This is a genomic window from Streptomyces thermocarboxydus (assembly GCF_024760485.1).
Lineage (GTDB): Bacteria > Actinomycetota > Actinomycetes > Streptomycetales > Streptomycetaceae > Streptomyces > Streptomyces cellulosae.
The window spans coordinates 6425148-6438781 of record NZ_CP058273.1 but is presented as its reverse complement, the minus strand read 5'-3'; the positions used below and the strand labels follow the sequence as shown (position 1 = coordinate 6438781).

Here is a 13634-nt window from a genome sequence, read left to right as displayed (position 1 = left end):
AGCCCGTTCACGTCGATCCGGGCGGGGCGGGGAGTGGGCTGATGCCGGGTTCGTAGTGGTCGCGGAGGTAGATGCGCGTACGCGTCGGCGTGTAGGCGTGGGCGTAGAGGCGGACACATGACGCGTCGGACGTGTCGGCGCCTGGGGCGTGTGGATCCAAGGCGGCCTCCGCGGCACCGGGGCAGACGACGCCGTACCGCATGCCGTCCTTCAGCGTCTCGGGCTCCGGGAGTCCGAAGTGCGCGAAGTCGTGAGGCGGGACGTCGGTCTGTGCGGAGGTCGGTTCGAGCCAGTCGCCCTCCGGTGGGTGCTCCTTCAGGTACGCCTCCGCTTCCACCCTGGTGAGGGTGAAGGTGAGCAGCCCCGTGTCAAAACGGGACGTGACCTCGTACGCGGCCCGGGGGGAGCGGGCCGTGACCGGGATGTCGAGGCCCATCTGTTCGCTCATCCACTCCGGCGTGACGCCTTCGACCCACCGCGCGTCCGCCGCCTGTTCCGTCAGGCGGTCACCGCCGTCGTCCGTCCCGCCGGGCAGCCGTCCCGTCGCTACCAGGGCGGCCGCCAAGGTCAGGACGCCCACGGCTACCCCCGCGACGAGCCACGGCCGACGGCCACCATCGGCACCCCCGGTACCGCTCACGCCGTCTTCCGGTGCCTGGTAGGGGTTCACTGCGCTCCTGTCGTCGATCCCGGTCGCGCGCCCATTGTGCACCGGCCCGGACCGCAGGAGCGGTCCGGGCCGGTGGGGTTCCACAGGAGGGTGGTGGCGTCAGTTCTCCACCGAGAACTCCGCCCGGAACCGCCGCGTATGGTCCACCTCCCGCGCCGGCCCCGTCAGGGTGACCGTCGTCGTGAGGCGGGCGTTCGTGCTGGACGCCGCCAGGCGGAGTTCCAGGGCGCCCGGTTCGACGATGCGGCGCCCGTCGCGGCCCGTGAACGACGCCACGTCCGCCGGGACCGTCACGCGCACCCTGCGCTCCTCGCCCGCCTTCAGATCGACCCGGGCGTAGCCGACCAGGCGCTGGACCGGCTGGACCACCGAGGCGACCGGGTCGTGCAGGTAGAGCTGGACGACCTCCGTGCCGGCCCGCTCCCCCGTGTTGCGCACGGTGAGCGAGGCGGTGAACTCCCCGTCCGTCGGCGCCTCTTCGGCGTCCACCGTCAGGTCGCTCCACGCGAACGTCGTGTACGTCAGGCCGTGTCCGAAGCCGAACGCCGGTGTCGGGTCGATGTTGGACACCTCGCTGGCCTGGGCGAGGCGGGCGCCGAGGTACGTGGTCGGCTGGGAGCCGGAGGTGCGCGGGACGCTGACCGGGAGGCGGCCGGACGGGTTCGTACGGCCGCTCAGCACGCCCGCGATGGCGCGGGTGCCCGCGACGCCCGGGAAGAACGACTGCACGATCGCCGCCGATTCCTCCGCCCCGCGGCCCAGCGCGTAGGGGCGGCCCGCCAGCAGGACCGTCACCACCGGGGTGCCGGAGTCCAGCAGCGCGTCAAGGAGCTGCTGCTGCGCGCCCGGCAGTGCCAGGGACTCCGCGTCGCAGCCCTCGCCGCTGGTGCCGCGGCCGAACAGGCCGGCACGGTCGCCGAGCGCCACGACGACGATGTCGGCGTCACGCGCCGTGTCCACCGCCTCCGCGATGCCGGAGAGGTCGCCGTCGTCGACGCCGGTGCCGCGGACGACCGTGATCTCGGCGTCCGGGAACTCGGCCGTCAGGCTCTCGCGCAGGTCGGGCAGTTCGATGCCCACCGGGATGTCCGGGTACTTCACGCCCACGTGCTGCGGGAACGAGTAGCAGCCGAGGACGGCCGACGGCTCGGTGGCGTTGGGGCCGACGAGCGCGATCCGGCGGGGGCGGGCCAGCGGCAGGGTGCCGTCGTTGCTGAGCAGCACGACCGCCTTCTCGGCGATCTCACGGGCCAGTTCGCGGTTCCCGGGCCCGTCCAGGTCGATTGTGCCGCGCAGGGCGTCGGGGTCGTCCAGGTCGGCGCCGTCGAAAGCGGGCGGCACCGGGCTCCAGTCCGGGTCGAGCAGGCCCAGCTCCGCCTTCTGGGTGAGGACGCGGCGCAGGGCGCGGTCGATCAGGTCCTCCGGCACCCGGCCCTCGGTGACGGCCTCCACGAGCGGGGCGCCGAACGTCTTGACCGTGGGCAGTTCGATGTCGACGCCGGCCTTGAGCGCGGCGCCGGCCGCGTCGGCGAAGTCGCCCGCGATGCCGTGCAGCGTCTTGAGGAACGCGATGCCGAAGTAGTCGGCGACGACCGTGCCGTCGAAGCCCCACGTGTCGCGGAGCAGCCCGGTGAGCAGCGTCTCGTCGGCCGCCGAGGGTACGCCGTCGATGTCGGTGTAGGCGTGCATCACGGAGCGCGCGCCGCCCTCGTGGATCGCCATCTCGAACGGCGGCAGCAGCACGTCGGCGCGTTCACGCGGACCCACGGAGGAGGGGGCGAGGTTGCGTCCGGCGCGGGAGGCCGAGTAGCCGACGAAGTGCTTCAGCGTGGCGACGATCCCGGCGGACTCCAGGCCCTGGACGTAGGCGGTGCCGATGGTGCCGACGAGGTACGGGTCCTCGCCGATGGTCTCCTCGACACGGCCCCAGCGGGCGTCCCGTACGACGTCGAGGACGGGGGCGAGGCCCTGGTGGACGCCCACGGCGCGCATGTCGCGGCCGATGGCGGCGGCCATCCTGCGGATCACGTCGGGGTCGAAGGTGGCGCCCCAGGACAGCGGCACCGGGTAGGCGGTGGCGCCCCAGGCCGCGAAGCCGGCCAGGCACTCCTCGTGCGCGACGGCGGGGATGCCGAAGCGGTTCGCCGAGGTGATGCGGGTCTGGGTGCGCAGCAGGGAGAGCGCGCCGAGCGCCGGGTCGACGGGGGCGGTGCCGAAGGGGCGGGTGAGCTGGCCCAAGCCGGACGGCAGAAGGTCGTCGAGGTCGACGGCCTCCTCCATGTCGTGCTGGTGCGGGGCCACTTCGCCGCCGTCGGCGGAGGCGCCGACCCACACGCCGTACAGCTGGGCGATCTTCTCCTGGAGGGTCATGGCGCCGATCAGCGCGTCGACCCGGGCGGAGACGGGGTGGGAGGGGTCGTTCCAGAGGGGGATTTCGGGGGTGGTCTCTACGGCCACGTTCGCGGTCACTTTCCTCCGACACCCATCAGCCCCTGGACCAGGGCGCGACGGGCGAACAGGTAGACGAGCAGGATGGGCACCATGGACAGCACCACGGCTCCCAGCAGCCCGGGGATGTCGATGCCGTGTTCGGTCTGGAAGTCGTACAGGCCCAGGGTGACGACCTTGGTGGCGTCGGACTGGGTCAGCACGAGCGGGAACAGGAAGCCGTTCCATGCCTGCAGCGCGGAGAACACCACGATGGTGGACAGTCCGCCCCGGGAGAGCGGCAGCACGAGCTGGAAGAACATCCGGCGCGGGGTGGCGCCGTCCATGGCCATGGCCTCGTACAGCTCCGGCGAGATGTCGCGCATGGCGCCGCTGAGGATGAGCGCCGACATCGGCAGGCAGAACGCGGCCGTGGGCAGGATGACGCCGACCAGGTTGTCGTACAGCCCGGCTTCGCTGATCAGGTAGAACATCGGCACGATGACGGCCTGCGCGGGAATCGCCAGGCCGAGCAGGAACAGCCGGAAGATCGCCGACGTGGTCCTGCCCCGGCTGCGCACGATGGCGTAGGCGAGCGGCGGGACCAGCAGCAGCACGATGCCGATCACGCAGGCGGTCACGACGAGCGTGTTGAGGAAGTACTGGCCGAAGCCCGAGTCGAAGGCGCCGGTGAAGTTGTCCAGGGTGAAGGTGTCCGGGAGGGACACCGGGCCGTTCTGGGCGTAGTCCTGGCGGGTGCGCAGGGTCGCCGCGAGCATCACGTACAGCGGCAGGCCGACCAGCACCAGCCAGACGAGCGAGCCGGCGCCGGCCAGGTAGTTGGGGCGGCGCCTCATGACACACCTTCCATGGAGCTGCGCATCTTGTCGTAGCCGGAGACCTTCACCACGACCAGGGAGATGATGGTGGCGGCGACGACCAGGGCGAGGGCGATGGCGGAGCCGGCGCCGAAGTCGAAGCCCTTGAAGGCCTTGTCGTACATGTAGTAGGCGCTGATGGTCGTGTCGGTGCCGGGGCCGCCCTGGGTGAGGATGAGGACGGTCTCGAAGGTGGTGAGGCCACCGACGATCATCAGGATCATCGACGTGATCATGGAGTTGCGGAGCTGCGGCAGCGTGATGTGGAAGAACTGCCGGTAGCGTCCCGCGCCGTCGATCTCCGCGGCCTGGTAGAGCACCTGCGGGATGGAGCGGGCGGCGCCCTGGTAGATCAACGTGTGGAACGGGGTGAACTGCCAGGTGCTGACGAACGCCAGTACGCCGATGGCGGTGGCCTGTTCACCGAAGAGGTTGCCGTCGCCGAACAGCCAGGAGGCCTCTGCGGGGATGCCGAAGTTCGGGTCGAGCAGCGCGCGCCACAGCACGGAGACGGCGGTGGCGGACAGCAGCAGCGGGATGAAGTAGATGACGGACAGCACCGCGCGGTTGCGCTGGTAGCCGGCCGCCCAGACGCCGAGCAGGATGCTCAGCGGGGTCTGGATGACCACGCCGAGCGCGGTCAGCAGCAGGGTGAGCCAGACGCTCTTCAGCATCACCGGGTCGTCCCACAGCCGCGACCAGTTGTCGGTGCCGACCCACTGGGGCGAGCCGAGCCCGTTCCAGCTCATGAAGGACAGCACCGCGACCATCACGAGCGGGACGATGGCGAAGAGCGTGAAGAACACGGCGGCGGGCAGCGCCCAGGCGAAGCCCGGGCGGCCCACCGTGGAGACGGAGGGGGAGGCGGCCGGCCGCCGCCGGGGCTCCTTGCGGAGCCCGGCGGCGGGCGGAGCGCTCGTGATCTTTGTGGTCATGAGCCGTTCGTCACTCGGTCGGGAGGGCCTGCATGGCCTTGATGAAGCCGTCCGCGTCGAGCTGTCCGTTGAAGAACTGCTGGATGGCCTTGTGCATGTTCGAGGCCGCCGACTGCGGGTACGCCTGGTCCCAGCTCAGCTGGAACGACGGGGCATTGGCGACCAGGTCGTACTGGAAGCGGGAGTACTCGGGCGTCGCGGACGTCTCGATGAACTCGTCGGTGTTGGTCGTGGTGGTGAGGTTGCCGACGTCGAGCTGCGACTTGACGAACTCGTCGGTGTACATGAGCTCGAGGAACTTGGCGACGGCCTCGGGGTGCTTGGTCTTCTTCAGCACCGAGTAGTAGTTGTTGGTGTTGCCGGCGACGTTCTTCGGGTCGCCCTTGCCGCCCGCGACGGTCGGGAAGGCGGAGTAGCCGAGGCCCTTCTCCGCGAAGTCCGGGTGGTCGGTGAGCTGCTGGGAGTAGTACCAGGAGCCCATCAGCTCGAAGCCGGCCTTGCCCTGGGCGACCAGCGCGACCGAGCCGCCGTTGGTGTACTTGACGGAGTCGTAGTTCTTGCCGAAGGCGCCCGCGTCGACGAGCTCCCGGATCATCTTCAGGGCCTTCTTGCTCTCCGGGGCCTCCCAGGCGCTCTTGTCGCCGTCGAGGGCCTTCTGGAAGAGCTCCGGGCCGGCTATGCGGTCGTAGAGGTACTGGAACCACATCTGGGTGGGCCAGACGTCGCCGCCGCCGAGCGCGATCGGGGTGACGCCCTCGTCCTTGAGCTTCTCGACGGCGTCGAGCAGGTCGTCCCAGGTCTTCGGCGGCTGGACGCCGGCCTTCTTGAGGACGTTCTTGTTGTGGAACAGCAGCACCGGCTGCGTGCCGCGCATGGGGATGCCGTACGGCTTGCCGTCGACGACGGCGTTGTTGAAGACGGACGGGAGGAACTTGCTCTCCAGCTCCGGGTTCTTCTTGATGAAGTCGTCCAGCGGGAGCAGCAGGTCCGCCTTGACGAAGGGCTTGATGCTGCCGCCGCCCCAGTTGAAGAAGACGTCCGGGGCCTGCGGGGTGCTGATGATCGTCTGAAGCTTCTGCTGGTAGTCGGCACCGGGGATGGTGTCGAGGACCGCCTTGACGTCGGACGTCTCGTTGAACTTGTCGACGACCTGCTTCTCGATCTTGTTGGTGGCGTCCCCGTAGACAAGGATATGGATCTTGCCGTCGTCCGCCGACGCCCCGCCGTTGCCGTCACCGCAGGCGGACAGGCTCAGGGCCAGGGCGAGCGTCGCACCGGTGGCGATCAGTCTGGGCAAGCGCGCACGTGTCTTCATCGTTCGCCTTTCGAAAGTTTCGGCTTCATCGCCGAAAGTCCATGCCGAGGGACAGTAGGTCAGACGGGAGTTGGGGTCAACGGTCACGTCGCAACTCGCCCGAAACGTTATCGACACGCGGTGCTCTATCCTGCGGGTATGCGCGAAGACGACGAGGCGAGCGGGCGTGTCACCCTGGCTGCGGTAGCGAAAGAGGCCGGGGTTTCGATGCCGACAGTTTCGAAGGTGCTCAACGGCCGTTCGGATGTCTCACGCGCGACGCGTGCGAAGGTGGAGAGGCTGCTGGACCTGCACGGCTATCGGCGGCGGGTGCAGCCCGCGGCCCGCTATCCGCTCATCGAGATCGTGTTCCACGAGCTGGAGAGCGTGTGGGCGATGGAGCTGATACGGGGCGTGGAGAACGTCGCAAAGGAAAATCGCGCGACGGTCGTGCTCACCGAGAGCGGCACCCGGCACACCCCCGACCCGGACTGGTTGCCGGGCGTGCTGCAGCGCCGTCCGCTGGGCGTGGTACTGGTGTTCTCCAGCCTGCCGCAGGACATCAAGCGGCAACTGCGGGCCGCGGCCATCCCGTTCGTCGTCATCGACCCGGCCGGCGACCCCGACCCGGACGTGCCGTCGGTCGGCTCCGCCAACTGGGCCGGCGGTCTCGCCGCCACCCGCCACCTCACCGAGCGCGGCCACCGGCGCATCGCCATCATCACCGGACCCAACGACATGCTGTGCTCGCTGGCGCGCCTCGACGGCTACCGCTCGGCCATGGCGATGGCGGGCCTGGAGGTGGACCCGCGGCTGACCCGCTTCGGCGACTTCCACGTGCAGGGCGGCTTCGAGCAGGCCATGGAGCTGCTGGAGGGCCCCGACCGGCCCACGGCGATCTTCGCCGGCAGCGACCTGCAGGCGCTGGGCGTGCTGGAGGCGGCCCGCGTGAAGGGGCTGCGGGTGCCGGAGGACCTGTCGGTGGTCGGCTACGACGACGTACCACTCGCCCAGTGGTCCAGCCCGCCCCTCACCACGGTCCACCAGCCGCTGCGGCACATGGCGGAGGAAGCGTCCCGCATGCTGCTGCGCCCGGACGACCCGGGGGCGTCGGCCCAGCGGATCGAGCTGGCCACGCACCTGGTGGTACGGCAGAGCACGGCCGTGCTGGAGGGCTGACGCCCTTCACTGCGACGAGGCTCGGCACCGCGGGCAGGCACGGCGGACGGGTCGCCTCGGTCGACCTGCCGGGCCGGGTGCGGCGAAGCGCGGCGCTGCCGGAAGCCGGTGCGAGTCACCGTGAGCGCCGCCTCGCCGGCATACGCGGCAGAGCGCGACGGCCTCGTACGCCCGGGCGTCCGGGCATCCGGGCATCCGGGCATCCCGTACGCCCGGCCGTCGGGGCGCATTCGCAGCGCTACGTGCGCGGCACGGCACCGCACACCGGGCAGCCGGCGCGGGTCACTCCGCCGCGCCCCGCTCCCGGCGCAGGCGGCGTACCACGACCGCCCAGTCCAGCGCGGCCGTCAGGGCGAGGACGCCGCACACCACGGCGAGGAGCGTCAGCGGACCGCTGCCGGGGCTGTCGCCGGGGTCGGAGCCCGCCGCCCAGACCGCGAACAGCACCGTTCCCGCGACGAAGAGCGGCAGGAAGACGGAGGCCAGCAGCAGCCGCAGTCTCAGCGGGCTGCGCGCGGTGACCGGCTCGGTGCCGGTGCGCGGGTACCTGCGGCCCACCATCCCCGAGCGGGCGCGGGAGACCGGCTCGCGGCCGGATCCGGTACGACTGTCGGGCACGTCGACGCACCTCCTTCGCCTCGTCCCCGCATCGGGTAGCCCCCGGTCGCGTGCGGCAAACCGGGCCCCGTCTCGGCCCGCCCCGCGCGGGTACCCGGTGGACCGGACCGGAGTGGCCGGAGGAGGTGGCCGGGCATGGTGAGCGCGTCGGTGACGGTTCCGTCGGGAGCCGCGGCCCTGCGCGGTGATCTGGAGATCCCCGTAGGGGCGCGCGGTGTGGTGCTGTTCGCGCACGGCAGCGGCAGTTCGCGGCTCAGCCCGCGCAACCGGGCCGTCGCCGGGGTGCTGCGCAGGGCGGGGTTCGGCACGCTGCTGCTGGATCTGCTGACCGCGGCGGAGGAGGACGAGGACGCGGCGACGGGCCGGCACCGTTTCGACATCGGTCTGCTGGCCGGCCGGCTGGCGCATACCGTGGACTGGCTGGAAGACCGCACGGACGCGGTGGATCTGCCGGTGGGGCTGTTCGGGGCCAGTACGGGAGCGGCGGCGGCGCTGGTCGCGGCGACGGAGCGGCCGCGGCGGGTGTCGGCGGTCGTCTCCCGCGGCGGACGCCCCGACCTGGCAGGGGACGCGCTGCCCCTGGTGGCGTGCCCGGTGCTGCTGGTGGTGGGCGGCGCGGACACGCAGGTGCTGGAGCTCAACCGTCAGGCCGCCCGGCGGCTGTCCGCGCCGCACCGGCTGGATGTGGTGCCCGGCGCCACGCACCTGTTCGGCGAGCCGGGCGCCCTGGAGCGGGTCGCGGAGCTGGCCGCCGGGTGGTTCACCGAACACCTGAAGTGAGGGCCTGCGAGGTGAGCCGCGGCGACCAGAGGCACCGCGGCTCACCCGACCTGCTCAGCTCGTGCTGCAGGAGACCGTCGGCCAGTTCCAGTTGCCGTTGGTCTGGATCGTCACCCCCCAGTTGTTCCCGCTGCCGTTGGGCCTGGCGACCAGGGTCTGGCTGCTTGGGTAGGAGGCGCTGACGTTCCAGGTGCTCAGCACCTTCGCCGGGGACGGCACGTTCATCGTCACGGTCCAGTTGTTCGAACCGTTCACCGCGACGTTGAGGTTGTACCGGTCGCCCCAGCTGCTGCCCGCGGACAGCGTGGCGGTGCAGGAGCCGTTGCCGCCGCCTCCGCCGCCCCCTTCCCCGCCGCCGGAGCCGTCGGGGGCCACCGCGCGGCCGGTCTGCGGCGAGATCATGCCGGCGCACAGACCGCGGGAAGCGAGGTTCTGCGCGATCCGCGGGATGGCGGCGATGGTGTTCGCCGGCCAGTCGTGCATCAGGATGACCTGCCCGTCGTTCAGCCGGGAGGCGGCCTGCACGATGGCGTCGGTGCTCGCGTTGTTCCAGTCCTGCGAGTCGACGTCCCAGATGACCTCCGTCAGGCCGTACTTGGCCTCCGCCGAGCGCAGGGTGGAGTTGGTCTCGCCGTACGGCGGGCGAAACAACTTGGGTGTGCCGCCACCGCCGTTGGCGATCGCCTGCTGGGTGCGGGAGATCTCCGACTCCATCTGGGACTGGCTCAGCTGGGTCATGTGCGGGTGGGTGTAGCTGTGGTTGGCGACCCACATCCCCGCGTCCACCTGGGCCTTGACCAGCGAGGGGTTGGCGGCGGCGTTCTGGCCCGTGTTGAACATGGTGGCCCGCAGGCCGTTCTGCTTCAACGCGTTGAGCAGGTTCATGGTGCTGCCGGCCGACGGGCCGTCGTCGAACGTGAGGCCGACGTACCCGTTGCAGGCGGCCGCCTCGGCGGGGGCGGCGCCGACGCCCGTGGTCACCGTGGCGGCCACGGTCAGTGCGGCGGCAGCCACACCCGGGACCAGGTACCGGGTGAGGGGCTGTCGCTTTCCGGTGCTCATGTGTGGGGGTCCTCCTCGTACGGGGGTGTCAGCCTGCGCTGCAGGACACCGACGGCCAGGTCCAGTTGCCGTTGGTCTGGATGGTCGCGCCCCAGTTGTTGCCGTTGCCGTTGGGCCGCGCGACGAGGGTCTGGCTGTCGGGGTAGGAAGCGCTCACGTTCCAGGTGGCGGAGACCTTGGCGGGGGACGGGACCCGCATGGTCACGGTCCAGTTGCTGGAGCCGCTCACCGACACGTTGAGGTTGTAGCGGTCGCCCCACTGCTGGCCGGCCGACAGGGTCGCGGTGCAGCCGCCGGTACCGCCGCCGCCGCCACCGCCGCCGCCGCCGCCACCGCCACCACCGCCGCCACCGGAGCCCTCGCTCACGGTGATGCTGGAGCTGCCGCTGCTCTGGTAGCCCTCGGTGGCCATGATCATGTAGTTGTGGTTGCCCAGGTTCATGCCCTTGCTCGCCCAGGCGTCGAAGTGGTTGCCGCTGGTGATGGTGCCGCCGGTGCGCTTCTGCTGGCGGACGCTCCAGTACTGGTCGAAGGTGCGGGTGCCTTCGATGGAGGGGGCGTTGTACCGGGTGGTCTTGTAGATGTCGTACGTGCCGCCGTCACTGGTGACGGTGCCCTTGTACTCGCCGGTGGGCCGGTAGGTGCCCCAGTTGTCGACGATGTAGTACTCGATCAGGGGACTGGTGGTCCAGCCGTACAGCGTCAGATACGCGTTGCCGGACGGGTTGAAGCTGCCGGAGTAGCTGACGGTCTTGCGGCCGCCGGTGCTCCAGCCCTTGCCGGCCACGAAGTTGCCGGTGTTGCTCCACTGGGTGCTGTAACTGCCGCCGGAGCCCAGGTCCATGGAGACGGTGCCCTGGGAGTCGGTCCAGAAGGAGTACCAGAAGCCGTTGTTGGTGCCGGTCTGGTTGGTGGTGATGACGGGGGCGGCGGTCGCGGTGCCGGTGAGGAGCAGCGCGGTCAGCGCGGCGAGAGCGACCGTCCAGGCGCTCTTCACGCTCATGATCAGCCGGCCGCGTCTGCGGCCGCCGGGGGGTACGGACACATGCATGGGTGACGCCTCCTGTTTACGGCTCGATGGGGAGGTCGATGCCGTGACAGTGTTGGTCTGAGCGCGTCAACCGTCAACGGTTTCGGTGAGAGTTTCGAAAAGTTCGAGTGACCAGGGATCAGGGCGCGCCGCTATCTGGCCAGTTCACATGCCGAGTTGAGGTGTGCGAGGTGTGAAGCAGTATCAGGTAGCTGGCCGCTGCATCGAAGACCGATCGAGCATCTACGAAACTTTCGCGTCAGGTCGGCGTCGTCCAGCGCGGGGCCGTTTCCGCCCAGGCGGCGGCCCAGCGGGCGAGGTTGCGGCGGTGCAGGACGAGACCGGCGACGGCGTGCACGGCGGCGCCCGTGAGCGCGACGCCGATCGCGGCGAGCAGCGCCCAGCCCGCGGCGCGACTGCGGACCTCCCTGCCGGTGAGCGGCGCGTCGGCCGCCTCGCCGTCGGCGTCGATCCAGATGCTGACGACGCTGTCGGCGGTCAGCCCCGGCGACACCTCCGCGCGCGTGATGCGGGTCCGTCCCTCGCGGGTGACGACCCGGACCTCGACCGGGTAGCGCGTCTTCTTCTCCTCGTCCGAGCCCGGTTCCGGATGCCGGGGCGCGTCGTGGACGAGGGTGGCGTCGGCGAGGTGGCGCGTCTGCTGCTGGTGACGCGCGACGTCCTGGTAGTGCCGGTGCGCGGCGTCGCCCACCAGGGCGCCGGCCACGGGCGCCACGGCGAGGACGGCGAGCAGCACACCGAGCCCCAGCCAGGCCCGCACGGTGTCGGTGCGGCGGCGCAACGGGTTGGACCGCCAGGGCCAGAACAGGGGGCGCGGCGGCGGTCCGAGGGGCGGCTGCGGCGGAGGTACGGTGCCCGCCACGTCACGGCTCCTTCCGTTGGCGGTCGCAGGCGCAGGTCGGCCAGGTGGAGTCGGTCAGGCGCAGGTCGGCCAGGTGGAGGCCGGCCAGGTGGAGGTCGGTCAGGCGCAGGTCGGTCAGAGGACGCCGTCGGCGGAAGGGTGCCGATACGCCGCGGCCAGCAGTCCGGCCGCCCCGCGCACGGCGGCGGTGTGGGGCGACGGCACCGGCTGCACCGCGCAGTTGAGGCCGCCCGGCAGCCCTCCGGTGATGTCGGGGCGCAGCGCTCCCCCGCCGGCCAGCAGCACCCCGCGGCGCAGCGCGGTGCGGGTGAGGGAGGTGCGGTCCTGCCGCAGCATGTCCGTCACCATGCCGATCACCGCGTCGGTGATCAGCTCCGGCGGTGTGCCGTCGGACAGGTCGGCGGTGCCGAGAGCGGTGCGCCGGGCGTCGGTGACCGCACCGTCGGCGAGCAGCACCACCTCGGTGAGGTGCGCGCCGATGTCCGCCACCAGCAGCGGCCGGACATGGTCGGCGCCGGCGGCCAGCGCGACCGCCCGCGCGCCGGGGACCGTCAGTACGGCGCGCGGGCGGAGCACCTCCACCGCCGTGCGGGCCGCGGCGCGGAACGCGGGACCGTCGAGCACCGGGGAGGTGACGACGACCAGCGGGCGGCCGATCCTCGGCAGGCGGTGTCCGAGCAGCCGCTCGAGCATGCGGGCGGCGCCCGGGGTGTCGACGATGGTGCCGCGCTGCACGGGGTGGATCGCGCCCGAGCCGGGGAACGTCACGGTGGGCACGTCCAGGACCATGCCGCGCCCCGCGATGAACGCCCGGGTGCGGGCGCTGCCCAGGTCGAGAGCGAGACCCGGGCAGCGCCCGCACAGCGGCCGGAGCCGGTGCCGTACGAAACCCGGCCGGGGGTGCCGGATCACGGTCACCGGCCGGCCTCGCGCACCTGCTGGCAGCGCCCGCAGTAGCGGGCCTGGGGTACGACCAGCAGGCGATGGCGCTCCACCGGGCGGCGGCAGAGGTGACAGACGCCGTAGGTCCCCGAGTCCATCCGGGCCAGCGCCTCCTCGACGTCGGCGAGCACCATGCGGGCCGACGCGGCGAGCTTGACACCGACCTCGATCTGCGCGGCGTCCTCGCGGACGCGGCGGTCGTCGGCGCGGCTCGCCGTGGCGAACTGCCGCAGCTGTTCCCGGCGGAACAGCAGCTGTTCGTGCAGGTTCTCACGGAGCGCGGCGAGGTCCTCGGCGCTGAGGATCTCGTCGTGCTCGCCGATGGTCTGATGGGTCACCACTGCACCTCTCGGGCAGAGCGGGGGCGGACGGACGTGAGGGTGCGGTCAGGCCGCGCGCTGGCAGCCGACGCAGTACCGGGTGTGCGGGAGGATCTCCAGCCGCTCCGGCGGCACCGGCTTGGAGCAGCCCAGGCAGGTGCCGTAGGTGCCGTCCTCGACACGTGCGAAGGCCTCGTCGATCTCCAGCAGGACCCGCTTGATCGCGTCCTTCTGGTTCGACATCAGGTGGTCGCCCGGGCTCGTCCCGGTTTCGTCCAGCGCCTTGAGCTGCGCGAGCCTGGTCGTTCGGGCGTGCTCCAGACGCCGGCGGACCTCGTCCGCGGCGAGGTTCGCGGCGCGGGGGTCGGTGCGGGGCAGGTCGAGCGACACGTGGTCCTCCTGGAGACGTGAGAGACACGAGAGACGTACAGGCGTACGACTCGAAGCCGTAGGGCACGAGGCCGTACGGCATGACGCTTCCACCCTGGCCCGGACCCGCCCGGCTTCCCATCGGGCGCGGGACCCATCTCCGCGGGGTCGGAGGACCCACCCCGTGCGGCATGGGTCCGCCGGTCGGCGGGAAATGGGGCGCGGGGCCCATCGACCGGGCCGGGGC

General features: G+C 71.4%; 14 protein-coding genes. 2 read left to right on the top strand and 12 right to left on the bottom strand.

The annotated features are described in order from the left end of the window. Positions 1 to 7: 7 nt before the first annotated feature. The 5 genes from AY578_RS29395 to AY578_RS29375 form a co-directional block, all read right to left on the bottom strand. Complete coding sequence (locus tag AY578_RS29395) at positions 8 to 580, bottom strand: hypothetical protein (protein WP_240801039.1); 573 nt, start codon at positions 578 to 580, stop codon at positions 8 to 10. Between the two features lie 189 nt (positions 581 to 769). Continuing rightward, positions 770 to 3139: a beta-xylosidase/alpha-l-arabinosidase gene (locus AY578_RS29390; RefSeq protein WP_258906266.1), complete on the bottom strand. Its 2370-nt coding sequence runs from the start codon at positions 3137 to 3139 to the stop codon at positions 770 to 772. Further along, complete coding sequence (locus AY578_RS29385; RefSeq protein ID WP_019521551.1) at positions 3136 to 3954, bottom strand: carbohydrate ABC transporter permease; 819 nt, start codon at positions 3952 to 3954, stop codon at positions 3136 to 3138. The genes AY578_RS29390 and AY578_RS29385 overlap by 4 nt, the downstream gene beginning before the upstream one ends. Continuing rightward, positions 3951 to 4910, bottom strand: a complete 960-nt coding sequence (locus AY578_RS29380; RefSeq protein ID WP_028960891.1) for a carbohydrate ABC transporter permease — start codon at positions 4908 to 4910, stop codon at positions 3951 to 3953. The genes AY578_RS29385 and AY578_RS29380 overlap by 4 nt, the downstream gene beginning before the upstream one ends. Before the next feature lie 10 nt (positions 4911 to 4920). Further along, complete coding sequence (locus AY578_RS29375) at positions 4921 to 6225, bottom strand: ABC transporter substrate-binding protein (RefSeq protein ID WP_019521553.1); 1305 nt, start codon at positions 6223 to 6225, stop codon at positions 4921 to 4923. 138 nt (positions 6226 to 6363) lie between these two features. Between AY578_RS29375 and AY578_RS29370 the strand changes: the two genes are divergently transcribed. Further along, entirely contained in the window at positions 6364 to 7383 is a 1020-nt protein-coding gene (locus tag AY578_RS29370) for a LacI family DNA-binding transcriptional regulator (RefSeq protein ID WP_026243314.1), read from the top strand. 282 nt (positions 7384 to 7665) lie between these two features. On the opposite strand, the gene AY578_RS29365 is transcribed toward AY578_RS29370, so the two are convergent. After that, positions 7666 to 7944, bottom strand: a complete 279-nt coding sequence (locus AY578_RS29365; RefSeq protein WP_199781975.1) for a DUF6343 family protein — start codon at positions 7942 to 7944, stop codon at positions 7666 to 7668. 192 nt (positions 7945 to 8136) lie between these two features. On the opposite strand from AY578_RS29365, the gene AY578_RS29360 reads away from it, so the two are divergent. Then, positions 8137 to 8781, top strand: coding sequence for a dienelactone hydrolase family protein (locus AY578_RS29360; protein WP_019521556.1), 645 nt, complete (start codon positions 8137 to 8139; stop codon positions 8779 to 8781). 54 nt (positions 8782 to 8835) lie between these two features. Here the strand turns inward: AY578_RS29360 and AY578_RS29355 are convergent, their stop codons facing one another. From AY578_RS29355 to AY578_RS29330, 6 genes are all read right to left on the bottom strand, one after another. Beyond that, positions 8836 to 9843, bottom strand: coding sequence for a polysaccharide deacetylase family protein (locus AY578_RS29355; RefSeq protein WP_136238388.1), 1008 nt, complete (start codon positions 9841 to 9843; stop codon positions 8836 to 8838). Positions 9844 to 9871: 28 nt separating this feature from the next. After that, complete coding sequence (locus AY578_RS29350) at positions 9872 to 10894, bottom strand: endo-1,4-beta-xylanase XynA (protein WP_258906252.1); 1023 nt, start codon at positions 10892 to 10894, stop codon at positions 9872 to 9874. 238 nt (positions 10895 to 11132) lie between these two features. Next, positions 11133 to 11756 carry an Rv1733c family protein gene (locus AY578_RS29345; protein ID WP_258906250.1) on the bottom strand — a complete coding sequence of 208 codons (624 nt, stop codon included), beginning with the start codon at positions 11754 to 11756 and terminating at the stop codon, positions 11133 to 11135. Between the two features lie 114 nt (positions 11757 to 11870). Further along, complete coding sequence (locus AY578_RS29340) at positions 11871 to 12674, bottom strand: acetate and sugar kinases/Hsc70/actin family protein (protein WP_258906248.1); 804 nt, start codon at positions 12672 to 12674, stop codon at positions 11871 to 11873. After that, the gene (locus tag AY578_RS29335; protein WP_028960897.1) at positions 12671 to 13039 is read right to left on the bottom strand and encodes a TraR/DksA family transcriptional regulator; all 369 of its coding nucleotides are present in this window, start codon (positions 13037 to 13039) and stop codon (positions 12671 to 12673) included. The genes AY578_RS29340 and AY578_RS29335 overlap by 4 nt, the downstream gene beginning before the upstream one ends. 45 nt (positions 13040 to 13084) lie before the next feature. After that, positions 13085 to 13408 (bottom strand): TraR/DksA C4-type zinc finger protein, encoded by a 324-nt coding sequence (locus tag AY578_RS29330; protein ID WP_019521562.1) that lies wholly within the window; start codon positions 13406 to 13408, stop codon positions 13085 to 13087. Between the last annotated feature and the right edge of the window lie 226 nt (positions 13409 to 13634).